The 25,122-nt window shown below is 48.7% G+C and carries 20 protein-coding genes; 8 read left to right on the top strand and 12 right to left on the bottom strand.

Translation table 11 applies throughout. The features are described from left to right. Positions 1-35 precede the first annotated feature (35 nt). The gene (gene glnA, locus K4H25_RS13370; protein WP_221020951.1) at positions 36-1,445 is read right to left on the bottom strand and encodes a type I glutamate--ammonia ligase; all 1,410 of its coding nucleotides are present in this window, start codon (positions 1,443-1,445) and stop codon (positions 36-38) included. A gap of 280 nt (positions 1,446-1,725) precedes the next feature. On the opposite strand from glnA, the gene K4H25_RS13365 reads away from it, so the two are divergent. From K4H25_RS13365 to K4H25_RS13340, 6 genes are all read left to right on the top strand, one after another. After that, complete coding sequence (locus K4H25_RS13365; protein WP_221020950.1) at positions 1,726-2,178, top strand: rhodanese-like domain-containing protein; 453 nt, start codon at positions 1,726-1,728, stop codon at positions 2,176-2,178. Positions 2,179-2,376: 198 nt separating this feature from the next. Next, complete coding sequence (gene aroE, locus K4H25_RS13360) at positions 2,377-3,258, top strand: shikimate dehydrogenase (protein WP_221020949.1); 882 nt, start codon at positions 2,377-2,379, stop codon at positions 3,256-3,258. A 62-nt stretch (positions 3,259-3,320) separates the two neighbouring features. After that, positions 3,321-4,022: a monofunctional biosynthetic peptidoglycan transglycosylase gene (gene mtgA / locus K4H25_RS13355; protein ID WP_221020948.1), complete on the top strand. Its 702-nt coding sequence runs from the start codon at positions 3,321-3,323 to the stop codon at positions 4,020-4,022. A gap of 516 nt (positions 4,023-4,538) precedes the next feature. After that, positions 4,539-5,366: a Stp1/IreP family PP2C-type Ser/Thr phosphatase gene (locus K4H25_RS13350; protein WP_221020947.1), complete on the top strand. Its 828-nt coding sequence runs from the start codon at positions 4,539-4,541 to the stop codon at positions 5,364-5,366. Between the two features lie 95 nt (positions 5,367-5,461). Further along, entirely contained in the window at positions 5,462-6,142 is a 681-nt protein-coding gene (locus K4H25_RS13345) for an FHA domain-containing protein (RefSeq protein ID WP_221020946.1), read from the top strand. 3 nt (positions 6,143-6,145) lie between these two features. Then, positions 6,146-6,913 carry an MBL fold metallo-hydrolase gene (locus tag K4H25_RS13340; protein ID WP_221020945.1) on the top strand — a complete coding sequence of 256 codons (768 nt, stop codon included), beginning with the start codon at positions 6,146-6,148 and terminating at the stop codon, positions 6,911-6,913. Positions 6,914-6,926: 13 nt separating this feature from the next. Here the strand turns inward: K4H25_RS13340 and K4H25_RS13335 are convergent, their stop codons facing one another. The 7 genes from K4H25_RS13335 to K4H25_RS13305 all read right to left on the bottom strand — a co-directional run bounded on the left by K4H25_RS13335 (position 6,927) and on the right by K4H25_RS13305 (position 17,573). Further along, positions 6,927-8,534: a hypothetical protein gene (locus K4H25_RS13335; RefSeq protein ID WP_221020944.1), complete on the bottom strand. Its 1,608-nt coding sequence runs from the start codon at positions 8,532-8,534 to the stop codon at positions 6,927-6,929. Continuing rightward, positions 8,531-8,944 (bottom strand): HIT family protein, encoded by a 414-nt coding sequence (locus K4H25_RS13330; protein ID WP_221020943.1) that lies wholly within the window; start codon positions 8,942-8,944, stop codon positions 8,531-8,533. The genes K4H25_RS13335 and K4H25_RS13330 overlap by 4 nt, the downstream gene beginning before the upstream one ends. 442 nt (positions 8,945-9,386) lie before the next feature. Then, positions 9,387-13,262, bottom strand: a complete 3,876-nt coding sequence (locus tag K4H25_RS13325) for a DUF3683 domain-containing protein (protein ID WP_255587662.1) — start codon at positions 13,260-13,262, stop codon at positions 9,387-9,389. Positions 13,263-13,547: 285 nt separating this feature from the next. Further along, a complete protein-coding gene (locus K4H25_RS13320; protein WP_221020942.1) occupies positions 13,548-14,555 on the bottom strand; it encodes a tetratricopeptide repeat protein in 1,008 nt (335 codons plus the stop codon). Between the two features lie 61 nt (positions 14,556-14,616). Then, complete coding sequence (locus tag K4H25_RS13315) at positions 14,617-15,771, bottom strand: iron-containing alcohol dehydrogenase (RefSeq protein ID WP_221020941.1); 1,155 nt, start codon at positions 15,769-15,771, stop codon at positions 14,617-14,619. A 79-nt stretch (positions 15,772-15,850) separates the two neighbouring features. Then, positions 15,851-16,897 (bottom strand): tetratricopeptide repeat protein, encoded by a 1,047-nt coding sequence (locus K4H25_RS13310; protein WP_221020940.1) that lies wholly within the window; start codon positions 16,895-16,897, stop codon positions 15,851-15,853. Between the two features lie 79 nt (positions 16,898-16,976). After that, positions 16,977-17,573, bottom strand: coding sequence for an IMPACT family protein (locus tag K4H25_RS13305; protein WP_221020939.1), 597 nt, complete (start codon positions 17,571-17,573; stop codon positions 16,977-16,979). A gap of 227 nt (positions 17,574-17,800) precedes the next feature. Here K4H25_RS13305 and K4H25_RS13300 point away from each other — a divergent pair, with 227 nt between their 5' ends. After that, on the top strand, positions 17,801-18,571 hold the full coding sequence (locus K4H25_RS13300) for an HAD-IIA family hydrolase (protein WP_254456659.1): 771 nt from the start codon (positions 17,801-17,803) through the stop codon (positions 18,569-18,571). A gap of 109 nt (positions 18,572-18,680) precedes the next feature. On the opposite strand, the gene K4H25_RS13295 is transcribed toward K4H25_RS13300, so the two are convergent. From K4H25_RS13295 to K4H25_RS13280, 4 genes are all read right to left on the bottom strand, one after another. Then, positions 18,681-19,820, bottom strand: a complete 1,140-nt coding sequence (locus tag K4H25_RS13295) for an ABC transporter ATP-binding protein (RefSeq protein WP_221020938.1) — start codon at positions 19,818-19,820, stop codon at positions 18,681-18,683. A gap of 361 nt (positions 19,821-20,181) precedes the next feature. Beyond that, entirely contained in the window at positions 20,182-21,021 is an 840-nt protein-coding gene (locus K4H25_RS13290) for a carbohydrate ABC transporter permease (protein ID WP_221020937.1), read from the bottom strand. A gap of 159 nt (positions 21,022-21,180) precedes the next feature. Continuing rightward, a complete protein-coding gene (locus K4H25_RS13285) occupies positions 21,181-22,086 on the bottom strand; it encodes a carbohydrate ABC transporter permease (protein ID WP_221020936.1) in 906 nt (301 codons plus the stop codon). Between the two features lie 158 nt (positions 22,087-22,244). Beyond that, entirely contained in the window at positions 22,245-23,489 is a 1,245-nt protein-coding gene (locus K4H25_RS13280) for an ABC transporter substrate-binding protein (RefSeq protein ID WP_221020935.1), read from the bottom strand. Between the two features lie 354 nt (positions 23,490-23,843). Between K4H25_RS13280 and K4H25_RS13275 the strand changes: the two genes are divergently transcribed. Then, positions 23,844-25,094 (top strand): ABC transporter substrate-binding protein, encoded by a 1,251-nt coding sequence (locus K4H25_RS13275; protein ID WP_255587659.1) that lies wholly within the window; start codon positions 23,844-23,846, stop codon positions 25,092-25,094. The last annotated feature ends 28 nt before the right edge of the window (positions 25,095-25,122 follow it).

Below are 25,122 nucleotides of genomic sequence, written 5' to 3'. Positions count from 1 at the left end.
GGAACTTATGAGCCTGTATGAAACAGGCTTATAAATTATAGAGAGTAGTACATGTCAAATTCAACTGGATGTACATTCATGCGTGAGCGATTAACATCGTTCATTTTGAGTTCGATGTACGAATCGATCCACTCGTTAGTGAATACGCCGCCACGAGTCAAGAATTCACGGTCTGCATCGAGTGCTGCCAATGCTTCGTCCAGTGAAGAGCAAACTGTAGGGATCAATTTGTCTTCTTCTGGTGGCAAGTCATACAGATTTTTGTCTGCTGGATCGCCTGGGTGAATCTTGTTTTGGATACCATCCAAGCCAGCCATCATCAAAGCGGCAAAGCATAGGTATGGGTTAGCCAATGGATCTGGGAAACGCGCTTCGATACGACGGCCTTTTTCAGACGCAACGTGAGGAATGCGGATCGATGCAGAGCGGTTTTTAGCAGAGTAAGCCAATTTAACCGGTGCTTCGTAATGCGGTACCAAACGTTTGTACGAGTTCGTACCTGGGTTGGTGATCGCGTTCAATGCTTTGGCGTGCTTGATGATACCGCCGATGTAGAACAGAGCAGTTTCAGACAAGCCTGCGTATTCATTACCCGCAAACAAGTTTTTGCCGTCTTTCCAGATTGACTGGTGAACGTGCATGCCCGAACCGTTGTCGCCAACGATTGGCTTTGGCATAAACGTGGCTGTTTTGCCGTATTGGTTGGCAACGTTGTGCACCACGTATTTTAGGATTTGAGTCCAGTCAGCGCGCTGAGTCAAAGTAGAGAATTTAGTACCGATCTCATTTTGACCTGCGTTTGAAACTTCGTGATGGAACACTTCAACTGGCACGCCCATTTCTTCCAAGATCAACACCATAGAGGCGCGGATGTCTTGATGGCTGTCAACTGGTGGTACTGGGAAGTAGCCGCCTTTAACGCGTGGACGGTGACCTAAGTTGCCGCCTTGTACTTCGTCAGCAGTGGCCCAAGCGCCTTCGTCTGAACCGATTTTTACGAACGAGCCTGACATATCCGTGTTCCAACGGATGCTGTCAAAAATAAAGAATTCTGGCTCTGGACCAAAATAAGCGGTGTCGCCGATACCCGTGGTTTTCAAATAAGCTTCAGCGCGGCGGGCTAATGAACGTGGATCACGATCATAACCTTTGCCAGTTGCTGGCTCGATCACATCACAAGTCATGATCAGCGTTGGCTCATCAAAGAATGGATCGATATTGGCTGTTGCAGAGTCTGGCAACAACAGCATGTCGGAAGCTTGAATGCCTTTCCAGCCGGCGATCGATGAACCATCGAAAGCGTGACCCGCTTCGAACCATTCTTCATCAACGACGTGAGAAGGAACGGTTACGTGGTGCTCTTTACCGATAGTGTCGGTGAAGCGCAAGTCAACGAAACGAATGTCGTTTTCTTTAATAAGCTTGAGAACGTCGGCTACCGCCATGTTGTCGCTCCTGTAGGACGAGTATGAACAAAAATTAAAAGTGGGATAAAACGGCATTAAATGCTGTTGCAGTGATTACAAGCACAAAGTGTGCCAAGCAAAATCTTACATGCAATCTATTGTGCCACATCTTTTTGCTGTCGCGGACTTACTTTTGCGTATTTTTTTAGTGCGCGCACCAGTTTGTTGCACTGATTTGGTGCGTCAATAAATGTAGCTGTAACGTAAGACATGCCGCTAAAATAGGCCACTTGATGAATGTACAAATAAGGGGATTTTGATGAGCCAAAATAATGAAATTTTGCAAAATGCGCGTTCTCGTGCCATGAGCCAAGGGTTACCTTACGCTGGCATCGTCACCCCTAGCGAGGCGTGGACTTTATTGCAAAGTCTACCCAGTGTGCAGTTGGTTGATGTTCGCACACATGCTGAATGGCAGTTTGTCGGCGTAGTGCCTGGCGCTGAGATGATCGAATGGAAAACTTATCCAACGATGGCCAATAATCCGCATTTTTTAGTGCAACTCAAAGCCGCCGTTGATCCTGAAGCGGTGGTGCTGTTTTTATGTCGCTCGGGTGCGCGCTCGCATGACGCCGCGGTACTGGCCGCCGAGCATGGTTACACTGCGGCAATGAATATTTTAGAAGGCTTTGAGGGTGATAAAGACGCGCAGAGTCATCGTGGCAGTAAAAATGGTTGGCAGGCGGCAGGTCTACCTTGGACACAGGGTTGATTTTGCGTTGTAGTGGGGCCTGAGTCTGTAAGCTCGTGGCAGTAAGGCATCCACTTCAGTCTTCGCAAAACCGTTGCATGGCAAGGCGTTGAGGCAACAGGTAGCAAATCGACGGGCCTCGAGTACGACAAGGCAAGGCAACGATGCAAGAAACGGTTGCTTAACACTTACACCTCACTTTTTAATGGGTTCTGCACGATGATTCACCCAACGTATGTTGTGATTGGTAATCCGATTGCGCACTCCAAATCACCACAGATTCATGCCGCGTTTGCCGCTCAGTTTGCCGATCATCCTTATGTGGCTGGATTTATCTACCAGCAATTACTCGCGCCCTTAGATGGTTTTTCGGCAACGGTGCAGGGCTTTGCCGATGCGGGGGGGCGTGGGGCGAATGTGACGGTGCCATTCAAAGAAGAAGCTTTTCGTTGGGTCGGTGAGCAATTGACTGAACGTGCTGCTGCTGCCGGTGCGGTGAATACCTTGGTGCGACAAGCTAACGGCACTTGGCAAGGAGACAATACCGATGGCGCCGGTTTAGTCACCGATCTGTTGCGGCACATTAATTTGCGTGGTCAACGAATCTTATTGCTCGGCGCAGGTGGCGCGGCACGCGGCGCATTGTTGCCGCTATTACAGCAGCAACCCCAATCGCTATCGGTTGCTAATCGAACGCAAAGCAAAGCGCAGCAGTTATTAGATGAAGTGGCAGCGCCTTGGCGGCATGCTCAGGGTGTATCACTGCCGGTGCTGGCGCTGGGCTTTGATGATTTACTCGATGAAGTAACCGCTACCAATCTCTCGCAATATGACGTGGTAATTAATGCCACATCCGCCAGCTTAAGTGGCGAGCGTTTGCCGATCAGTGATGCTATTTTTGCGCCCAATGCTTTGGCTTACGACATGATGTATGGCAAGAATCAAACGCCGTTTTTGGCGCAAGCGCGTGAAGCGGGGGTGCAGCAGCGTGTCGACGGCTTGGGGATGCTCGTTGGGCAAGCGGCAGAGGCGTTTGAGTTGTGGACGGGTTTACGGCCGGAAGTTGCGCCGGTATTGCAATGGATGCGCGAACAAATTTAATTAAGTATATGAATGTAGAATTTTATTAATAAGGCCTACATTGATATACCCATAGGTAAAGAATGAAAAAAACGGGGATTCTCGGCTGGATTGGTCGCGGTTTGGCAGCGCTGCTGATTTTGGTTTTATTGTGGAATGTTTGGATGTTTTTGCATATTTTGGCTTGGCGCTGGATTAATCCGAGCGATAGCGCATTTATGCAAACGCAGTTGGAACGGCTACAGGCCGAAAATCCGGCAGCGCAGCTTGAGTTTGAATGGGTCGATTACGCGCAAATTTCACCGCATTTAAAACGCGCCGTAGTAGCAGCAGAAGACGCTAAATTTTTGGATCACGAAGGCTTTGATTGGGAAGGCTTGCAAACGGCGTGGGAAAAAAATATCAAAAAAGGGCGGATCGTTGCTGGAGGTTCGACCATTACGCAGCAGCTGGCAAAGAATTTATTTTTATCGGGCAGTCGCAATCCACTGCGTAAAGTGGAAGAGGCGGTACTCACGGTGATGATTGAAGCTTTGCTCGATAAGCGGCGAATTTTTGAGATTTATCTGAATGTGATCGAGTGGGGCGATGGCGTTTTTGGCGCGCAAGCAGCTGCGCAACATTATTATCGAATCGACGCCAAAAAATTATCCGCCGCGCAATCGGCCAAACTCGCCTCGATGGTGACTAACCCGCGCTATTTTGATCAAAATCGTAAAGATCGACGTTTACTACGTAAAGCGGCGATTATCCAACGGCGCATGCCGTATGCCGAAATTCCATAAATGCCACGTTTGAGCCACAGACCGCATCGATTGCACACATCGAGTTTGCTAGAGCACAGGCAGAGCATGCAATATGTAGTTTGCGAGTTAATTTGCTGCTAACGCGGGTCATTGGCTTTGTCATATTCGGCTGACTGAGTGCTTTAATGAAAGTCAGTGCTGACAGCAGAAAGGCCGCTGCTATCGGTTGCGTTTTTTAAAGTGTTACTGCAATCGCTTTCCGTAGCCATTGGTCGCCGTACTTCGTTATCTTTATATCTTAATGTATAGGCTTGAACAGCAATAATTTAATGGTTTGTGCGAATATACCCCCGAGGTGAGTGCTATTTTAGTGAAAGTAAATTCTGTCAATCTTGCCTCTAACGCGGTCTTGCATCCTCATCTGGTTCAATGGCGTAGCTTGGGCAGGCGATGCAATGTGATTGCACTTGCGGATGCCGCATTGTGTACGCTCATAACGCCTTGCCGTTTAGCTGCGGCCGATGGCTGCGGTGACGATATAGCTAGGAGTGGCCAATGCGCAGCTTAGCCACGGCGCTTGAGATGTCGGGCCTGACGGATGTGGGGCGTTTACGTTCGCACAATGAAGATACGATTCGTATCGATGCCGAATTGGGTTTTTTAGTTTTGGCCGATGGCATGGGTGGCTATAAAGCTGGTGAAGTGGCCAGTAGCATTGCCGTTGAGGTGATGCATGAAGTGATGCAGGCGCAATTGGCCATGATCGCGCTACACAATAAAAATTCGCAAAATTTACCGGCAATTGCCGCTGAAATGCTAACGATTGCGATCGATCGATCCAATTCGATGATTTTTCAAACCGGTGAAAAACATCCGCAGTGCGCTGGCATGGGAACGACCTTGGTCAGTGGCTTATTTTTTGATAATCGGGTGGCGATTGCGCATGTCGGTGATTCACGGGCTTATCGCTTTCGGCAGCAACAGTTGCTGCAGTTGTCGCACGATCATTCCTTGTTGCAAGAGCAGATCGATGCCGGTTTAATCAGTGCTGAGGATGCGCGCCATGCGCCGCATAAAAATCTAGTCACGCGTGCGGTTGGGGTTGGCCCTGAGGTGCAGGCTGAGATTCATGATTTTGCTGTTGAAATCGATGATCTGTATTTATTTTGCTCTGATGGCTTGAGCGATATGCTGACCGATGAAGTGATCGCTTTGCAAATGGCCGCGCCCGAGTGCAATTTAAATTTAATGGCCAGTACCTTAGTTGAATTAGCCAATGCCCATGGTGGTAAAGATAATATTTCAGTGATTTTGGTGAAAATTAATCGGGATTTTTCCGCACAAACAGGCTTATTAAAAAAAGTAGGTGATTGGCTAAGTTAGTTGTTTATTTTAGTCGTTTATTTAAAGCACACCTTGAATTAGGATTTTGAAGGTTTTATGTGTGGCGCTCAGTTTTATGGCAAAACGAGGCCACGATGCAAGACGATGATTGTTTAACGACTAAGTTTGACAGGCAGCATACTGCACTGGGTTTACTGCATTGGAAGTTTGGATTTATGGCTAAATTAGTATTAAGTTTTGAAGATAAACCCGTCAAAGAAATCAATTTAAGCGCCCAACGCACTTTAATTGGGCGTCGATCAAATAATCAAATTCACATTGATCATTTAGCCGTTTCAGGGGTGCATGCGGTGATCGAATGCATTGGGGATCATTACTTTATTGAAGATCAGCAAAGCACCAATGGCACATCGGTGAATGGTAAAAAAATTAAACGGCATACTTTAAATCATGGTGATGAAATTAAAATTGCCAAATATCGTCTGAAATTTATCAGTGATCACCAAATACCGCGGCAACAATCGGCTTCGATCGAGCAAAATCAATCTACACCCAAGCAAGCGGTGATTCGCGTAGTTACGGGGGCGAATGCTGGGCGTGAATTATTGCTCAATAAAGAGCGCAATACTTTGGGTAAAGTAGGGCAGCAAGTGGCGGTGATTTATCGCCGAGAGCAGGATTTTTTTATTGCACATGGTGAAGGACAACAACGCCCATTTGTGAATGGGCGGCCACTTGATGTGGCAGAGCTGCGATTAAATGAAGAAGATTTAATTGAGATTTTAGGCATTCGAATGGCGTTTTTCTTTCGGTAAATTATGACTTCATTGCGTGTATTAGGTTGTAGTGGTGGCATTGGTGGCGCAAACCACACCACCGCTTTTTTGTTGAATCAAACCATTTTGCTGGATGCCGGCACCGGCGTGGCGGATTTAAGTAGTAGCGAATTATTGCAAATTGAACACGTTTTTCTTACGCATGCGCATTTAGATCATATTGCCTATTTGCCTTTATTGCTCGATGCCACTTTGGGCGCACGAACGCGTCCAGTGATCGTGCATGCTGGTGCCGCGACGATTCAAACGCTGAAAACACATATTTTTAATTGGCTGATTTGGCCCGACTTTAGTGTGATTCCGACGGCTGAGCAGCCTTTGCTGCAATTTGTACCCATAGAAGTGGGGCAAATGCACTGTGTGGATGAATTAGTCATCACGGCATTGCCCGCTGAGCACACGGTTGCGGCATTGGCGTTTCAAGTGAGTAATTTAACGGCATCGCTGGTGTTGAGTGGCGATACCATTGGTGGAGCCGCATTTTGGCAGGCGGTGAATCAGATTAGCGACTTAAAGGTGCTGATTATTGAAACCGCTTTTGCCGAATCGAATGCCAAACTCGCCCAGTTAGCCAAACACCTCTGCCCGAGTACTTTAGCCCGCGAGCTAAAATCAGCGCCAGCCGGTATTGAGGTATTGATTACGCATTTAAAACCGAGCGAGGATGAGCAAACTATGGCGCAGATCTTGGCATTGCTGCCCACGACTGCGGTACGGCGCTTAATCCAAGGTGAGATTATTCAGTTTTAGCGTCGCAGTTGCGCTAATCCATAGTGCCTGAGGCAACAAAATGGACGCGCTCAAAATCAGCCCCGCGACTTAAAATACTGACTAAGCGAATTCGTGTTTTGCGGTAGCCATCCCAGAGTTCGAGTAATCGACCTTGGCGAAACCAGCCAGTAGGCAGTAGCAAGCAATTGGGTACCTTTAACGCCACCAGCGCCGGCACTAATAGCACCGGAATATAATCGGTTTGCCCAAAGCGCGCCGCATCTTGGGCGCGAATAGAGGCCGCTTGTGGCACACCGGGTAGCAATTGCACGCCGATGGTGAGCTGTTGCTCTTGCTCAGAAAGCCAACGAATTTGCCCCAACAAATACTGTTGCTGGTCTTGAATAATCAATAATTGCTGTAAAGCAATGCGTTCTTCGCCAATCGGTGCGGCTAAGCGTAAACCAGTGGCGGTTTCATCAATCACCTGCCAAGGCAGGGCACGAATAAGCGGTGCCGATTGCGAAGACGCGCTCGTTTGACCGAATAAACGAATTTGCATTAATTCTTCGCTGCTGATTTGTGCTTCAGCTTGCGGTGGTGGCGTAAAGCGACCTACCGCCATCCATTGCTGTAAATTGCTCAGTCCAAAACCGATTTGGGCGGTTTTTTGGCTTGCCCGACGTGCTAAACAACGCTCAACAGGGTGCTCGCACCATTGCCGATACAAGTCGGTGAGCAGCGCTTCTGCCGCTTGCAGGCTTAATGTGGTACCTAAACCGATTTTTTCTGGCATTTCGCCACGGCGGAGTAATTTAATGCGTTTGCTGAGCGCTTGGGCCAATTGCAAAGTGCTGATGGCCATTTCGCTGTCTTTGCTTGGCCGATCACGACGCTCTGGCGCTGCGGGCAACTCAAAATCAATCGTAAATGCGGGCCGATTGGGTAGCGTTTCGGCAATATGCTCTAAGGCGCAGCGGCTTGAAAATACTTCTAAACACGCGGAAATCCACGTTAGATAGCGCAAATTGTATTGAAATGGGTTGGCTGCCGACAGCAATAAACTATGGATAAACACATTTTCTGGCGTTGCCACGCCGCCAATGGTGATTAAACTATCTTTGGCTTTTTGCTGCGCCACGCCTAAGCGCTGTGCTTGGGTGTAATGACTAAATTGCTGCGCCCATTGTGCTTGTGGAATGACACGGTGCACCAAAATATAACAAATGTTGACTTGTAAGCTGTAATACAAAGTACGCTCAGCCAGTAAAGTCATATATTCAGCAACATCGCTCTGGCCAGCGATGGCCGCTTGCCAAATCGATGCATAGCTTTGTTCTATGTCTTGCCATAGCGTGAGCGCAGCTTGCCAAGATTGATGCTCGATCTCGATCAGTGGTAGCGCTTTTTGTGTGTAACGATTTAAAAAACCGTCTTGTAATACATGGATGGTTTCGCGAAATTGCTCAATAATTTTTAAGCGATCTAAAGCCGCAATTTGACTGTGATTGAGTGCGGTGATCGCTGAGCGGACTTCGGCATGCGCCACCGGCACATTAATTAAAGGCAGTAATTTTAACCAATCTCTGGCGCTTCTGGCGTCTTGAAATGGTGGTGTAGCGCTTAGCGTATCCATAGCAGCGGGTGATGGAATATTCATACAACGATGTGCATTAATTGTTGTTTTAATTTTGCCAGTTGATCATTGCTGACCATTGGTTCAGCTGGGCGTTGTACTTGCGCCCAGATCGGTGCAGGGAAATGTGGGTCATTTTCCCAGCGCGGAATAATATGCCAATGCACATGCGGCACCATATTGCCTAAGCTGGCTAAATTAATTTTATGCGGATTTAAGCAATGCCGAACGATGCGCTCAACTTCCCAAACGATATTCATTAATTCAATTCGCTCGGATGGATTTAAATCGGTCATTTCAACTCGGTGCGCGTTTAAAATCACGCGGCATAGTCCCGGATAGCCCGCCTCATCGGCCAAAATAATTCGAGCAAAATCATTTTGCCACATTAACTCGCCACCCTCGGTGGTACACAGTAGACAGTCGGCCTGCATGAGCAATCCTATACGCGATCGAACTGATCGTTGCAAAAAAATAGAAGTTAAAAAAAGGGCGCTGAAATATCGCGCCCTCTTGCTAGGGTCTGTTGACGTTTGGTTTTCCGCCGCGCTGGATCGATTTTCGCGGCGAATCAAGGCGTAGTAAGCGATGCATAGTCATTCTATGTGAGCTTGCTACAACGTAGAGTCGCCGCGAAAAGCGCCCAGCCCTTAGGGTTTAGCGGCTTTTGGCCTGATGCTGCGTTACAAAGCGCTGGCGTAGAATGACTACGCTACGCGCTTCGTGCCTTGCCTCAGGCCAAAATCCGCGCAAACGCGGTTGGCAAACCAAACGTCAACAGACCCTATATACCTAGTTTGTAACGCAGTATTAGGCTCAACGTCAACAGATCCTAGAGTCAGTGACGTTGGGTGTCGCGCCGCTGCTTACGGTTTTTTAGAGTAACACGCGCTCAATGCCACCTTGGCTGGCTTGTTTGACATAGTCCGGCATCCAGTTCGGGCCAAGCACGTTTTTAGCGATTTCGATGACAATATAATCGGCCGTGGTATCTGCATCATCATCATATCGGCTTAAACCTTGCAGGCATGAAGGGCATGAAGTCAGAATTTTCACTTTGGCTTTGCTGTCATTGGCATCGCTACGCAATTTAGCCGCGCCTTTTTCCATCTCTTCTTGCTTACGGAAACGCACTTGCGTTGAGATGTCAGGACGGGCGACGGCAAACGTGCCCGACTCACCACAGCAGCGATCATTCAGATCAACACGTTGCCCCATCAATTCATTGGCGACATCGATGCCTTTATAGGTTTTCATCGGTGTATGGCATGGCTCATGATACATATACTGGGTACCACTCACACCCTCAAGCTTGACGCCTTTTTCAAGCAAATACTCATGAATATCGAGTAAGCGGCAGCCGGGGAAAATATCTTCAAAGCGATATTTTTGCAGCTGATCCATACACGTGCCACACGACACCACCACGGTTTTTATGTCGAGATAATTCAAGGTGGTGGCCAAGCGATGAAATAACACGCGGTTATCCATCGTAATTTTGTCGCCTTTGTCTTGTTGGCCGCTTGAGGTTTGTGGGTAGCCGCAGCAGAGATAGCCCGGTGGTAACACCGTGGTGGCGCCCACATGCCACAGCATGGCTTGCGTGGCTAAACCCACTTGGCTAAATAAGCGCTCTGAGCCGCAACCGGGGAAGTAAAACACCGCTTCAGTCTCTTCATTCAGGCGTTTTGGATCGCGAATCACCGGCACCACATTGCTGTCTTCAACATCAAGCAAAGCGCGGGCGGTTTTTTTCGGTAAGCCGCCGGGCATCGGTTTATTCACAAAGTGAATCACCTGCGCTTTAAGCGATGCAGTGCCTAGCGTCGCTGGCGGCGCTTTGGTGACGTTTTTAATTAAGCCAAAACGTTTGGCCAGCGTGTGCGCCAAGCGTTGGCCTTTATAGCCCCAGCCTATCATCACCGTGCGCATCAATTTGATGGTCGCAGGGTCTTTCATCGTTAAGAACGCCATGCCGAGCGCTGAGCCCGGATTGAATTTCTTTTTGCCTTCTTTGCGTAAGAAATTACGCATGGCAATCGTTACGTCACCAAAGTCAATTTTGACTGGGCATGGATTTACACAGCGATGGCAAACTGTGCAATGGTCAGCAACGTCGCCGAGTTCTTCAAAATGCTTGAGCGAAATCCCGCGCCGCGTTTGTTCTTCGTACAAGAATGCTTCGGTGAGTAAACCCGTGGCTAAAATTTTATTGCGTGGGCTATACAGCAAGTTGGCGCGTGGTACATGCGTTGAGCAAACCGGTTTACATTTACCGCAGCGCAAACAGTCTTTGACCATATTGCTGATATTGCCGATGTCTGACTGCTCTAAAATCAGCGATTCAGTGCCCAGCAGGCTAAACGAAGGCGTATATGCATCGCGCAAATCTGCGCCGGGCATCAACTTGCCTTTGTTAAAGTGCCCGTTCGGATCGATTCGTTGTTTGTAGGCTTCAAACGGCGCGAGCTCTTCGCGCGTTAAGAATTCATACTTGGTAATCCCGATGCCGTGCTCGCCTGAAATCACGCCATTGAGTTCACGCGCCACCCGCATAATGCGCGCAACGGCATGATGCGCGCGTTGCAGCATCTCGTAATCGTCAGAGTTAACTGGGATATTGGTATGCACATTGCCATCACCGGCGTGCATATGCAGTGCAATCCACGTGCGGCTTTTGAGTACTTTTTGCTGAATCGCATGAATCGCATCCAGAATTAATTTATCGGTTCGCCCGCCAAATAATGTTTCTAGATCGGTGAGCAATTCGCGCTTGTATGAAATCCGCAGTACTGAATCGCGCAGGGCATGAAATACACTTTGCGGTAATTCATCCGGATCGAGGATTTTTTCCAGCGGCATCATTGGGAATGCGGTTTGATACAGTTCAAACGCATCATCCAAATTACGGCCGACCCATTGCCAGTGAATACGTGAGCGTTCAATAAAGGCCAGCGCCGATTCACGGCGATCACCAATCAGCACATCGTGGCTTACCGGTGCATCACTGGTATCAAACGGCAAGCGTCCTTGCTGGAAAAACGCCGTCAGTTTGTCGAGTAATTCGAGTTTATTGTGAATCGACAATTCAATATTAATGCGCTCAATCGCGTCAGAATAGTCACCCAAACGCGGCAGTGGGATCACCACGTCTTCATTGATTTTAAACGCGTTGGTGTGCTTGGCAATCGCGGCCGTACGGGCGCGATCGAGCCAGAATTTTTTGCGTTGTTCAGGTAATACCGCCACAAACCCTTCGCCGCCACGCGCATTGGCCAGCTGCACCACATGGCTGGTGGCTTCGCCGAGTGCGCGCTCATCGTCCGATACAATATCGGCGATCAACACCATTTTAGGGCGACCTTTACTTTTGGCCTTGGTGGCATAGCCAACGGCGCGCACATAGCGCCAATCTAAATGCTCTAAACCAGCCAATTGCACCGTTGGATGGGAATCCAGATAATTTTTAATCTCAACAATCGACGGTACTGCGCGGCTGACTTCACCAAAAAACTCTAAGCACACCGTGCGCACATGATTAGGCATACGGTGCAAAATAAAGCGCGCACTGGTAATTAGGCCATCACAACCTTCTTTTTGAATCCCCGGTAGACCCGATAAAAACTTATCGGTCACATCTTTACCTAGGCCTTCTTTTCTAAATTTGGCCCCTGGAATCACCAAGGTTTCTTCGCCGATTTTGGTTTTGCCATCGGGTTTGAATTTGCTAATGCAAAAAGTCGCTTGCGGCGCATCGTGGATTTTGCCCAGATTGTGATCCATCCGCTCGATGAACAGCCAATTGCCATCGGGGTCGACCATTTTCCAGCTCACCAGATTATCGAGTGCAGTTCCCCACAGCACGGCTTTTTTGCCGCCAGCATTCATGGCCACATTGCCGCCAATACAGGAGGCATCGGCTGAAGTAGGATCCACTGCAAACACTAAACCGGCTTCTTCTGCCGCTTCCATCACGCGGCGGGTGACAACGCCTGCGCCGCAATGAATGGTGGTGACGTCGTGATTAACACCAGCAATGCGCATGGTCTCTACGCCTTGATGGCGATCGAGTTTTTCGGTGTTAATCACTGCCGAAAGCGGCGTGAGTGGCACTGCGCCACCGGTATAGCCGGTGCCGCCGCCACGTGGAATCACGGTTAAACCCAGCTCAATACACGCGGCTACTAGCGGCGCCATTTCGGCTTCGGTATCCGGGCAGAGCACTACAAAAGGATATTCAACGCGCCAATCGGTGGCGTCGGTGACATGACTAACGCGCGCTAAACCATCAAATTGGATATTATCGCGGCGGGTGTGGGCGGCCATTTTTTTAAGCGTTTTTTTGCGCAAAATGGCAACGTCACGAAATTCGCGTTCAAATGCATCCACCGCTTGCCGCGTGCGGGCGAGTAAAATATTTACTCGCTCATTACTTTGGCGGCGTTTTTCAATTTCGTGCAAACGGTGGTGCATCGCCTCAACTAAGAGTTGTAAGCGTTTATTGTTTTCTAGTAAATCGTCTTGGACGTAAGGATTGCGTTTAACGACCCAAATATCACCCAATACTTCAAACAGCATCCGTGCCGATCGGCCGGTTTTACGCTCTTGCCGTAATTCATCCAGTACCCGCCATGCATCTTCGCCCATCAGGCGAATGACAATTTCACGATCGGAAAAAGAAGTGTAGTTGTAGGGAATTTCGCGCAAACGTTCAGGCGAGGTCACGTGGCTCACGGCGGTGGGATCCATCATGAAGGGCGTCTCCGGCAGGCAATTACGGCTAAAGAGTGAATTTTAACGGAAAAATGCTTGGTGAAAGTCGCAAATTTAATGTGGGTATCGTAAAAAAACGTAATTGACTGACGCTAAGCTGGTTTTTTGCTGGTTTTACATTGATTTTTACGCAATATTTTTTGTTTGCTGCTGACTTGTGGCTATTACTCAAGCGTCGTTATCGACAATATTACGCCGAATCTTTTTTAGTCGCGGTGGTGGCGGAGCTTGCGTCTGTTGAAGTTGGGTGCGGGTTAATGGACCCTAGGCAAACGGCAGCTCCATTGTTTCGAGTTCGGCTTGATGTATTTCATTGCGCAATTGCAACCGTAAATGCTGGTGCTGGGCTTGATGATGTTGCGCAGATTCGAGGTCGTGTTTGACGGTATAACTTTGCGCTAAAGCGGCATGAATGCTGGCTTGCTGATGACGAATCCCTAAATGACTGGCGGTATGCAGCGCCGATTGCAGTGTTTCAATGGCTAAATCAACATCACCTTTGGCGGTTTGGCATCGGCCTAAAACCAACATGGTATTGGCTTCGCTCCATTGATGGTGATGCAGACGATTAATTTTAAGCGCTACCATCAAACTAATGGTGGCGCGATCAAGGTCGCCGCGTAAGAATTGAATCAAGCCAATATTCATATAAATCTCACCCTCATTGCGATAGCTTTGATCGGCTTTCACTAAGGGCAGGGCACTTTTTAAGTTGCGATAGGCCTCATCAAGCTGTGCGCAGCCGATTAAATCGGCCGCAATATTTATTAAGATACTGGCGTGTAAATGGTGGTCTTCATGGCTGGCGAGCTCTTGCGCTTTGCGGTGATGGGTGAGCGCTGTTTGATAGTGTTCATGGGCATAATACAGCTGCCCTAAACCAATATGCGCTTGAACGCGAGATTCCAGCGCGATGGCCTCATCGGGCAGGGTAAGGCAGCGATTCCAGCTATCGCGTGCTAGATGATAGGCGCCTAGGGTATATTGCACACGAGCATATAAATTAAGGCGCGCACCCTCATACCTAGCAATGTTTTCGAGATTAGCCAGTGCATTTAAATCGGCTAAATCGCGTAATGATTCAGGGTAGCGACCAAAATTAAAATGCGCTTGCGCGCATAAAAATAGCGCTTGCGCAAATAGGCGGACTGCTTTGAGTTGCTGAGCCAGAGGCTTGGCGCTCAAGGCCAGTTGCAAGGCCTCGGCGCTTTGGGTATGGACTAATTTTTGTGCACGATTGAGGCTACGCTCAAGTTCAACAAGGGTCATCATTGATATCGCATTAGGCGGAATCAGCAGCATACCATTGTTATATTTATTATTTACATGTCTATCAGCTTGTTGTCAGCAAAATGGCACGACAATCCTCGGGTGTTAAGTCAGCTTTCTCGCCAAGTAGTAAGCGATTGTGGCGTATCAGTTGCTCGGCTACGCGATCAGCGGCTTCAGTAGCGTCGATCTGATAGTCGCTGAGGCGAGTGGGCAAACCCATGGCGATAAAAAATTGCTCAGTCGCGGCAATCGCTTGCTGCGCTACGCTGATGTCGTCGCCTGAGAGCTGCCAAACACGGCGGCCCATTTGCGTTAATTTGGCTTGTTTGGCGGTAAAGCGATAACGCCACAGGGCGGGCAAAATAATCGCCAATGTGCGCGCATGATCTAGGCCGTACAAAATCGTTAGCTCATGCCCCATGGCATGCGTTGCCCAATCTTGGGCTTGGCCAACACCAACTAAGCCAAACAAGGCTTGGTTGGCCGCCCACATCATATTGGCACGTGCCGCATAATTGTCAGGGTCATTTAAGGTAATCGGGCCGACTTCAATTAGCGTTTGCAAAATGCCTTCGGCCAAACGATCTTGGACTCGCGCATCGCAAGGATAAGTTAGGTATTGCTCAGTAGTGTGAACAAAGGCATCGACAATGCCATTGCCAATTTGCTGAGCCGGTAAAGACACGGTGCAGTTTGGGTCAAGAATGGCAAAGTTGGGGAAGACTAAAGGATTTTTGAACGACAGTTTGTCATTGGTTTCGCGGCGTGAAATGACCGCTGCAAAATTACTTTCGGAGCCGGTGGCCGGTAGTGTTAACACCACGCCAATCGGTAAGACCTGCTCAAGTGGCGTGCGATTGCCAACGATCAGCCAGCAATCACCAGCATGCGGAATCGCCGCAGCAATAAATTTAGCGCCATCGATGACCGAGCCACCGCCAACGGCCAAGATGTAATCGAGCTGATGCTCGCGGCCAAAGCGCACGGCTTGCATTAAGGTTTCGTATTCAGGGTTGGCTTCAATGCCAGAAAAAGCTTGCCAGTGATGACTTTTAAGCGCGCTGCAAACTTGTTCATACACGCCGTTGCGATGAATGCTGCCGCCGCCATACAGTAATAAAACCCGCGCTTGTGGGGGAATTAAAGTGCTGATTTTGGCGATACTGCCATGACCAAATTCGATACGACAGGGATTGTGAAAGCTAAAATTTTGCATCGTTCGCCACCAAAAAGTCAGTCAATAGACCGAGTATATCGCGGTGTGGTGGCGCAATGCCTTGTTGTGTTCGATTTGTTTATGCTGGCACAAAAGTTGACGGTGTCATTGGATTGCTTTGCAGTAATTGTTGCTCAAGCTGCGCTAGCCGGGCAAACAACTGTGGGTCAAGCAAGCGGTGGAAGTTTTCTTGGTAGAGCCGATGATGATATTCCGCTTCGGGGGCTTGGCCCATTTCACGAAATAGACCGGCTAAAAATTGGTGAATTAAAAAAATCTTATGCCCGCAGCCCATGCGCTTGGACATGTCGAGTGCACTCATAAAGCTAGCTACGGCCGAAGACAATTGCCCTTGCGTTTGCTGGGTTCGGCCATGGACGATGTGCCAGCTAATTTCGCCCCAAGCCCAAAAATGCACGATGTGACGGCCTTCTTGAATATAGGCATTGGCCTCTAGGTATTCACCTCTGGTTAAGGCTAGCAGTGACTTATAGGAAAATACCTCGCCAAGATATTCTAAATGCTGGATGGTACGAGTAATGGCTTCGGCTTTATTGAGTGCGACTTGCGCCGCAGCAAAATCCTCTAATGCATATAAATCAGCCACTAGATTAATACACAACCGAGCTTGTAATTCATGATCGGTTTGCGCGTTGATCCGAGATTCGGCTTGACGATGGTGGCGCAGCGCATCGGCAAAGCGGCTACAGGCGAAATAGATTTGCCCTAAACCAATATGCGCATTAATCCGCGTTTCATTGGCAAATTGGGCATTGCCCAAATCCAGACAATCAGACCAATAATCAATCGCCGTGCTGTATTCACCGAGTGTGTAGTGCGCGACCCCTAAATGATGTAATAGATCACCGCGCTCGGCTTCTAAATCATGGGCTTCGGCGATGACTAAAGCGGGTAGTAGGGCATGACAGCCTTCATGGATTTGGCCAAAAGCAAACAACATGCTCATCTGTTGATGTGAGGCGGCAATCTGCAGACGCGGGGTGCAGCCCGTTTTAGCCAGCTGAGCCGCTTCTGTTGCGAGTGCCAATGAAGTGTTAGGCTCGCTATACGTGAGCTGTTTGCTGCGCTCAAGTAAGGCTAAGACTTGGCTTTCTGATGAATTCATTTTGCTGCGCCTGCACGATGCGGACTTCGAGCTTACGCGTTACGGTGGTGGCTATCAATATATTTAGCGCGAACGGTGATTAAGTGTCACTTTCAAGTAAGCGTGTTTGCCCGCGGCAGAGTTGATGCAGTTGATTGAGCGTGCTTTCCCGTAAATGGCGAGCTAGCGTTAAGCTCAAAATTACTTCGGAATTGGTAAAGTCGCTGCTGCCAATGTCAATGCTGTGTTGCTGCAAGTAGTGGCGAACTTTATTTTCCTCGGCAAACGGCAGCGCTACTTGTAATACATCCATTGGCACAGTCTCGATATATTCAGCGGCCAATAAAGGGCGCGCAATTGCATCGGTGTAGGCCCGCGTTAATCCACCAGCACCGAGTTTAATCCCGCCAAAGTAACGAATCACTACCGCCAAAACACCATCTAAATGCTTATGTTGCAAGACTTGCATCATCGGTCGCGCGGCGGTGCCCGATGGCTCACCATCGTCTGACATTCCCGATTCGCCGCCAGCAAGTAAGGCCCAGCAAACATGCCGCGCTTCGGGGTGTTGTTGTTTAAAGTCAGCAACCAAGGCCAAAGCGTGGGCGCGATGATCCACCGGAATGACATGACCGATAAAACGACTTTTTTTAATAATGATTTCTGCGTTAACCGCATTGGCTAGTGTGGTGCTCATACCGGCATTTTACTCGCCATGCTGGATAAGTCGATCAGTAAAAGTGGGCTTGCCGCTTTGCCGCGCATGTCGCTTGAACTTGGCCGTTTTTTGTTTGATCTATCGCCAATGGTTGGGATATTGAATCGACTGATTGCGTGTTTAGTGCAAAAAAGCGTATTAATCGAGCTGCGCCTAGCGGCCCCTTGGTGTAGCCTTATTGTTTTTTAATGGTGTGGAGTTGCGCTGTGATTAAAAGCATTATTTCTGATATGGATGGCGTAATTTACCGCGGCAAGCAAATGATTCCGGGGGCCGATACCTTTGTACAAAAACTGCTCTCGGCCAATGTGCCGTTTTTGTTTTTGACCAATAATGCCTCACAAACACCGCTCGATTTAAAACTCAAAGTGGAAAGCTTGGGCATTCATGGCCTAACTGAAGACAATTTTATTACCAGCGCGATGGCGACCGCGATGTTTTTACGCAGCCAAAAAGAGGGCGCCAAAGTGTATGTGATTGGCGGCGGCGGCTTGATTAATGAGCTGTATAACGTTGGGTTTTCGATGTCGGAATCCAATCCCGATTATGTGGTGGTTGCCAAATCGACGACGTTTAGTTTTGAGCAACTGAAAAAAGCCGTGCACTTTATCGATCATGGCGCCAAATTTATCGGCACCAACCCCGATATGATTGATCCCGTTGAGGGCGGCTATGAGCCAGCGGCCGGAACGATTTTGGCGGCGATTTCGGCGGCCACCGGCAAAAAACCGTATATCGTCGGCAAGCCGAATTCTTTAATGATGATGATTGCCAGTCGTAAATTGGGCGTTCATCCCGAAGAATGCTTGATGGTCGGCGACCGGATGGACACCGATATTGTTGGCGGACTTGAAGCCGGAATGAAAACCGCGCTGGTGCTGTCGGGTGTTACTAAGCTCGACATGCTCAATGAATTCCCATATCGCCCCGATTATGTATTTAACGACGTGGGCGAAATTGAATTTGCTCAGCTGTAATGGCTGCTAGTTTAATCCGCCGTTGAATGAAGGCTAGCGCTCGATGCTGATAACGCCCGCGATAAGACCATGTCGCGGGCGGGGCTTTGCAATCAAACCTTAACAGACCCTAGGCGGCTATTTTTTGCTGTTGGCGCGATGATTGCATATTGCCGGGTTTTAAGCGGCGTAGTGCTTGACCATCGGCATTAAAGACATGAAACGCATTACTTGGCGCGCTAATACTGATTGGCGTGCCGAGCTTGACTTCGCGTTCACCATCGCCGCGAACGACAATATCGACGCCATTGGCCAGCGTGAGATATAAGTAGTTAGCTTCGCCCAAATGTTCCACCAAGTTAACGACTCCCACTAGTGGTATACCGCTGTGAGCGCCTTCAATTAAATGCTCTGCTCGTATACCTACAGTGACTGCATCGCCCACTTGTGCGCTGTCATTGGCTACTAGTGCGGTAATGTCGATGCCGCCCGCCAAAGTAATTGATAAACCTTCGGGCAAAATTTCTTGTACCACGCCTTTGAGTAAATTCATTTTTGGCGAACCAATAAAGCCCGCGACAAATAAATTTGCCGGTTGCTGGTAGAGCTCAAGCGGCGTACCCGCTTGCTGAATATGGCCGCCTTCCATCACCACGATTTTGTCTCCGAGCGTCATCGCTTCGATTTGATCGTGGGTAACGTAAATCATCGTGGCGTTTAAATCGCGATGTAATTTAGCGATTTCCAATCGCGTTTGTACGCGCAATGCGGCGTCCAAGTTCGATAGCGGTTCGTCAAACAAAAATAATTTGGGCTCACGCACAATCGCCCGACCAATTGCCACCCGCTGGCGCTGGCCGCCCGATAATTCGCGCGGTAGTCGTTCGAGCAAATGATCAATTTTTAAAATCTTGGCGGCATTTTTAATCCGCACGTCGATTTGCGCTTTGTTTTCACCCGCGATTTTGAGGCCAAACGCCATGTTTTTGTACACGCTCATATGTGGATACAGCGCGTAGCTTTGGAATACCATCGCGATGCCACGCTCGGCCGGTGTTAGCGCATTGACCACGGTATCGCCAATTGAGAGTTCACCGCCAGTAATTGATTCCAAGCCGCAAATCATCCGCAGCAGCGTCGATTTACCACAGCCCGAAGGGCCGACTAGCACCACGAACTCGCCGTGCTGTACATCTAGATTGATACCATCCAGTACTTTGGCTTTGCCGTCGTAGGATTTAGACAAATTATTGAGGCGTACATTAGCCATGATGAATTCCTTGTTAATTGGCATTGCAGTAGGTATATCGATTCCAGCTTTTAATCTATTGGTTTTGGTTTAAATACCCATGATTTAGTGTGTTCGTTTAAATGACGTGTTGATGTTTTTATGTGCCTTTGGTACGGCTGTTTACAGTCGCAATCCGCGACGAGGACTTCTTTCTTTGCGTCGCCAAAGAAAGCCGCAAAGAAAGGCGACCCGAGGCACACCTCGCTCCGCGGTTCCCTCGCGTGGCAGGAGCCAAACGATAAAACGGTTTGTCTCCTTTCGTGCTCGGTGTGCTTGGACGGGGGGTTAAGCCCCAACTTAACCATCGCGGCACGGCATCAACATCAAACTCAGATCTCACTTATTTCACCGCCCCAGAAGTCAGGCCTCGTATCAGTTGGCGTGAAAAGATGCTGTATAAAATCAGCACCGGAATCACCGCAAGGCTGAGTGCCGCCAAGACGGAGTTCCAGTCGGTGACGTATTGACCAATAAATTGCTGCACGCCAAGCGTGACGGTTTGCGTTTCTTCGCCGGGGGCTAAAATCAGCGGGAACCACAAATCGTTCCACACTGGAATCATCGTAAATACAGCGACGGTGGCCACGGCAGGACGAATCAGCGGCAGAATCACTTGGAAGAAAATTTTGAATTCACTAACGCCATCACAGCGTGCGGCTTCTTTGAGCTCTTTTGGAATTTGGGCGATAAATTCGCTCAAAATCATCACCGCCAGCGGCAAGCCTTGCGCGGTATACACCAGCACCAAGGCAGTCAGGGTGTTGATCAGATTGAGCTGAACGATGAGTTCTAAAATCGACACCGTGCCCAAGCGAATCGGCACCATAATCCCAATCATCATATAAATCGCCAAAATCCGGTTGCCACGAAATTTGTATTCCGACAGCGCCCAAGCTGCCATTGCGCCAAATAGCAAAATCAACGCCAGTGAAGCCAATGTGACGGTTAAGCTATTGCCGAAATACAGCATGAAATGCGATTTAGCGATGACCTTTTCGAACCCGCCTAAAAAGAAGGTTTCAGCGGTGGGGAAAGCCAGCGGATTATCAAAAATCGCCGCTTTGGTTTTAAAGGCATTCATTAAAATTAAAACAATCGGAAATAAAGCCAGTAGCGTGTAGCCACCCAGCATGCAATGCACGCCGAAGGCGGAGAGTGGTTTACAGATATTTTTTTTCATAGAAACCTCGAAATGATAAAACCCGACGCAGAGGCGCAGAGACGCAGAGGAAAAACGAGTAAATCATGTTTAATTTCGCTCAAATTATTAGAATGAAATGTTTTTTTCTGTCTTGCTCTGCGTCCTCTGTGCCTCTGCGTTGGCCGTTTTTTTAACCAATCACAATTCATAACGCGTTAATTTGCGCTGCACGAAGTAAAAGTAAGCGCCGACGCCACAAAGGATGACGAGGAACATCAATGTCGCTACTGCTGCCCCCATGGTTGGACTGCCGATCTGGCTCTGATAACCAAAGAAGGTGCGGTAAAACAAAGTCCCCAAAATATCGGTACTGTAATTCGGCCCCGCAATCGCGCCTTTGACTGAGTAAATCAAATCAAAGGCATTAAAGTTGCCGACATAAGTCAGAATCGTTACCAAGCCTAGCGTGGGTAAAATCAGTGGTAGTTTGATTTCCCAAAAAATGCGCCAGCTTGACGCGCCTTCGACGTAGGCCGCTTCGACGATGTCTTCAGGTACGGCCAGTAGTGCGGCGTAAATCAGCATCATCGGAATGCCGACGAATTGCCAAACCGAAATTAAAGCCAGGGTAATCAGCGCTGAGCCTTCTTCACCCAGCCATGGCTGGAAATACGCCCCTAGTCCGACAAAATTCATCATCGATTCTGAAACGCCCCACAGTGGCGACAAAATGAGTTGCCAGATAAACCCAATAATCACCACTGAGAGCAGCGTGGGGAGGAAAATAAAAGTGCGATATTGCCGCGCGAACTTGAGCCCTTTGAGCGATAAGAATGTCGCTAAGATCAAGCCGATGGGGTTTTGAATCAGCAAATGAATCAAAAAAAACTTAAAGTTATTACACATCGCATTCCAAAACGCACTTGACCAAGCAGGGTCGGTGAGAATGGTCAGGTAATTACTCAATCCAGAAAAATGGCTGGCACCGGCGTCATTGGTCGCGTAAAAACCAAGGCGCAAAGTGTCGAGTAAAGGTAGGGCGCTAAAGACCGAATAAATCAGTACCGCGGGCGCAAGAAATAAGACGATATGCCAGCGTTTCATCACAACTCCAAAAAATCAAAAAAGACGGGTCAATCACGGTGGATGTCTGTGGTGGGTTGTCGCTTACGCTCCGTAACCCACCCTACCGGTGTCTTCAGGCAGAAAAAAACCGGCGGCAAGCCGCCGGCTCAACTCACGCGGGGTGAGGGGCAGAGTAATTATTTTTGCTGCGGGGCATACCATTTTGCAAAGCCAGTTTGGATTTGCGCAGCGGCTTCTTTTGGCGCCATTTTGCCGTTGAGCACTTGTGAGCTCACATTCCACAATTCATTTTCCATCGCCGGTGTGCCACGGTTCATGATTTGTGCGTTGAGACGAATCGTTGATTTGCAGCTTTTGCGCCAATCGAGCATTTGCTTAGCGACTGGGTCTTGTACCGAAATCAGGTGATTTGAAAGCGAGAAAAAGCCGGTGACTTTATTGGTGTAGAGGTCGGCAAATTCTTGTGAACCAAGCCAAGCCAAAAATTTATACGCATCAGCTTTGTTTTTGGCTTTGGGATTCACGCCCATACCGATGTCGGTGTGATCCGAGATATAGCATTGGTCACCCGCTTTGGCGACTGGTGGTGGGAAGGCGCCAAAATCTAAGCCTTCTTTATTAAAGTAAGCGATGTCCCAGCTACCTGCTGGATACACACCGGCTTTGCCCATGGCAAACAAGTTTTGGCTATCAGCATAGGTTTGCGCTGATGCGCCTTTACCCATCAACGGGCCCATTTTGCTCAGTTGCTCCCAAGCGGCAACAAATTGTGGGTCGGTAAATTTGGCTTTACCAGCGATCAAGGCTTTGCGGCCTTCTTCGCCTTTCCAGCTATTGGCGCCGACATTGGTTAAGACAGTTTGGTTTGACTCCCACTGATCGGCCGTGCCTAAAGCGATTGGCGTTTTGCCTGCGGCTTTGATTTTTTCCATTGCGGCAAAGAACTCAGCTTGCGTTTTTGGTACTGGCAAGTTCAGGTCTTTAAAGATTTTTTTATTGTAAAAATACCCATGAATGACCGAGGCCATTGGCATACAGTACGTCGCTTTGCCATCATCGCTTTGCCATGCCACTTTGGCTGAGGCTGGGAAGTTTTCCATGCCAGCTTTGCCGTCGAGTTTTTCTAGCTGACCTTTTTTAAATAAATCGAGTGATTTATCAAATGGACGGCAAGTGATTAAATCGCCAGCGGTGCCCCCAGTAAGGCGAGCCGTTAAACTTGAATCGTATTCAGTAGGGGCTGTTGGCGTAAATTTAACTTGAATGCCTGGGTTCTTTTTTTGAAACGCTGGAATTAACACTTCTTCCCATAGGGCTTTATCATCGACTCGCCAAGATTCGATATTCACCGTTCCAGCTTGGGCGGTTCCTGCTGCCAATAAAGTCGCTAGTACCAGATGACGTGTGCTGAGAGTGCGCATGCGATTAAATCCTCGTGTGGTGTATGCCGTGATCTATTTGTCTCGGTGGCGCTAAATTAGCATCGAGTAATTTGTGACACTAGCGGCGGGGATTTTTCGCAAAATTATGCTGATGTTGTTGAATTTGTTGGGCTACATGACATTGGCTTGTTTTTTGTACGTTACAAAAAATCACAGGAAAATTGCCAAAAAACAGCAAAATGCTGACAAAGCCTGCTTTATCCTATGTAATCCCCTTGTTTACGCTGATTGCATATCGGCATAAAAAGAAATGTTTTATTACGCTTTTCCTTGGAAGCTTACGATATAGTCGACTTAATTCATGGAGAATTGCGACAGGTGTTTGAATCAATAGTGAAAATCATAAAATACCCTGCCATCAGTCTGGTTTTGTTGCTGCTCAGTTGCGCACTACATGCGGCTGAGCCGCTCGATGTCTTGCATTGGTGGACGTCGCCCAATGAGCGGCGGGCGGCGGATTTCTTGCGGCAAAAAATGGCCGAAGAAAATATTGAATGGCGTGACTCGGCGATTCCAGGCGGCGCCGGCGTTGGCGCGATGAAGGTGCTCAAAAGCCGCGTGTTATCGGGCAAGCCGCCCGCGGTGTCGCAGTTGATCGGTCCGGCGATTAATGAATGGGCTGAGCTGGGCTTGATTTTAGAATTAGATAGTGCGGCGGTGCGTTGGCAAAACCAGTTATTTCCAACCGTGTGGAATCTGGTCGAGCATCGGCAGCATACGGTGGCGGTGCCTTTGGGGATTCATCGCATCAATACCTTGCTGTACAACAAAAAAATATTTGATCGCTTGGGATTAAAACCGCCGCGTGATTTTAACGATTTTCGCCGGATTGCTTTAATATTGCAGGCCGCTGGGATTACCCCTTTGGCGCAAAGCAGCGAAGCTTGGCAAGTGGCCACTTTATTTGAAACGCTGGTGCTGGCCGAGGGCGATGTGGCGTTTTATCGGGATTTATTTGTGCATAAAAATGCTCAGGCGTATTTAGACCCGCGTTTTGCACAAGCTTTAAATCGTTTACGCGAATGGAAAACCTATACGCATAAAACCACAGGTGATTTGCCGTGGACTGAAGTGGCCAAGCAATTTGCTAGCGGGCAAGCGGCGATGTTGGTGATGGGCGACTGGATGAAGGGCGAGCTGGTGGCGCAAGGTTTGGTATTGGACGTGGATTTTGCCTGTAGCGTTGTGCCTAAGACCGATGACGCTCATCTCTATAGCATTGATACGTTAGTGATGTTTGCTGGGGACTATGCCAAGCAAGTCAATCAAGAACGTTTTGCACAATTGATGGTGTCACCGGCGGTGCAAATCGGTTACAACCGGATTAAAGGCTCGATTCCAGTGCGACGGGATATCGATATTAGCAGTTTGGATCGTTGCAGCAAGGCTTCATGGCGCGCTTTTTCGCGCGGCAGCGCGTTTCAAGCACCGAGCTTGGTGCATCGAATGGCGGCAGATGAAACGTTTAAAGATGTGGTCGTGGCGCAGATTCAGACTTTTTATTTAGATGACAAAATTTCAGTCGCCGAAACGCAGCAGCGTTTAGCGGCGATGGTCAAAGCACTTAATCGCAAAGATGAGTAATCGACGCTGCGGATACCGCGGCGCGAAG

It is taken from the genome of Deefgea piscis, from assembly GCF_019665785.1.
Taxonomy (GTDB): Bacteria; Pseudomonadota; Gammaproteobacteria; order Burkholderiales; family Chitinibacteraceae; genus Deefgea.
This window is presented reverse-complemented; position numbering and strand designations above follow the sequence as displayed.

Excerpts from the sequence above, each read along its gene's own strand:
- K4H25_RS13345 (WP_221020946.1), top strand. The coding sequence starts at position 5,462 with ATGCAAGACGATGATTGTTTAACGACTAAGTTTGACAGGCAGCATACT.
- K4H25_RS13365 (WP_221020950.1), top strand. The coding sequence starts at position 1,726 with ATGAGCCAAAATAATGAAATTTTGCAAAATGCGCGTTCTCGTGCCATG.
- K4H25_RS13280 (WP_221020935.1), bottom strand. The coding sequence starts at position 23,489 with ATGCGCACTCTCAGCACACGTCATCTGGTACTAGCGACTTTATTGGCA.
- mtgA (WP_221020948.1), top strand. The coding sequence starts at position 3,321 with ATGAAAAAAACGGGGATTCTCGGCTGGATTGGTCGCGGTTTGGCAGCG.
- K4H25_RS13305 (WP_221020939.1), bottom strand. The coding sequence starts at position 17,573 with ATGAGCACCACACTAGCCAATGCGGTTAACGCAGAAATCATTATTAAA.
- K4H25_RS13295 (WP_221020938.1), bottom strand. The coding sequence starts at position 19,820 with ATGGCTAATGTACGCCTCAATAATTTGTCTAAATCCTACGACGGCAAA.
- glnA (WP_221020951.1), bottom strand. The coding sequence starts at position 1,445 with ATGGCGGTAGCCGACGTTCTCAAGCTTATTAAAGAAAACGACATTCGT.
- K4H25_RS13315 (WP_221020941.1), bottom strand. The coding sequence starts at position 15,771 with ATGCAAAATTTTAGCTTTCACAATCCCTGTCGTATCGAATTTGGTCAT.
- K4H25_RS13350 (WP_221020947.1), top strand. The coding sequence starts at position 4,539 with ATGCGCAGCTTAGCCACGGCGCTTGAGATGTCGGGCCTGACGGATGTG.
- aroE (WP_221020949.1), top strand. The coding sequence starts at position 2,377 with ATGATTCACCCAACGTATGTTGTGATTGGTAATCCGATTGCGCACTCC.
- K4H25_RS13340 (WP_221020945.1), top strand. The coding sequence starts at position 6,146 with ATGACTTCATTGCGTGTATTAGGTTGTAGTGGTGGCATTGGTGGCGCA.
- K4H25_RS13320 (WP_221020942.1), bottom strand. The coding sequence starts at position 14,555 with ATGATGACCCTTGTTGAACTTGAGCGTAGCCTCAATCGTGCACAAAAA.
- K4H25_RS13325 (WP_255587662.1), bottom strand. The coding sequence starts at position 13,262 with ATGATGGATCCCACCGCCGTGAGCCACGTGACCTCGCCTGAACGTTTG.
- K4H25_RS13310 (WP_221020940.1), bottom strand. The coding sequence starts at position 16,897 with ATGAATTCATCAGAAAGCCAAGTCTTAGCCTTACTTGAGCGCAGCAAA.
- K4H25_RS13290 (WP_221020937.1), bottom strand. The coding sequence starts at position 21,021 with ATGAAAAAAAATATCTGTAAACCACTCTCCGCCTTCGGCGTGCATTGC.
- K4H25_RS13335 (WP_221020944.1), bottom strand. The coding sequence starts at position 8,534 with ATGAATATTCCATCACCCGCTGCTATGGATACGCTAAGCGCTACACCA.
- K4H25_RS13285 (WP_221020936.1), bottom strand. The coding sequence starts at position 22,086 with ATGAAACGCTGGCATATCGTCTTATTTCTTGCGCCCGCGGTACTGATT.
- K4H25_RS13330 (WP_221020943.1), bottom strand. The coding sequence starts at position 8,944 with ATGCAGGCCGACTGTCTACTGTGTACCACCGAGGGTGGCGAGTTAATG.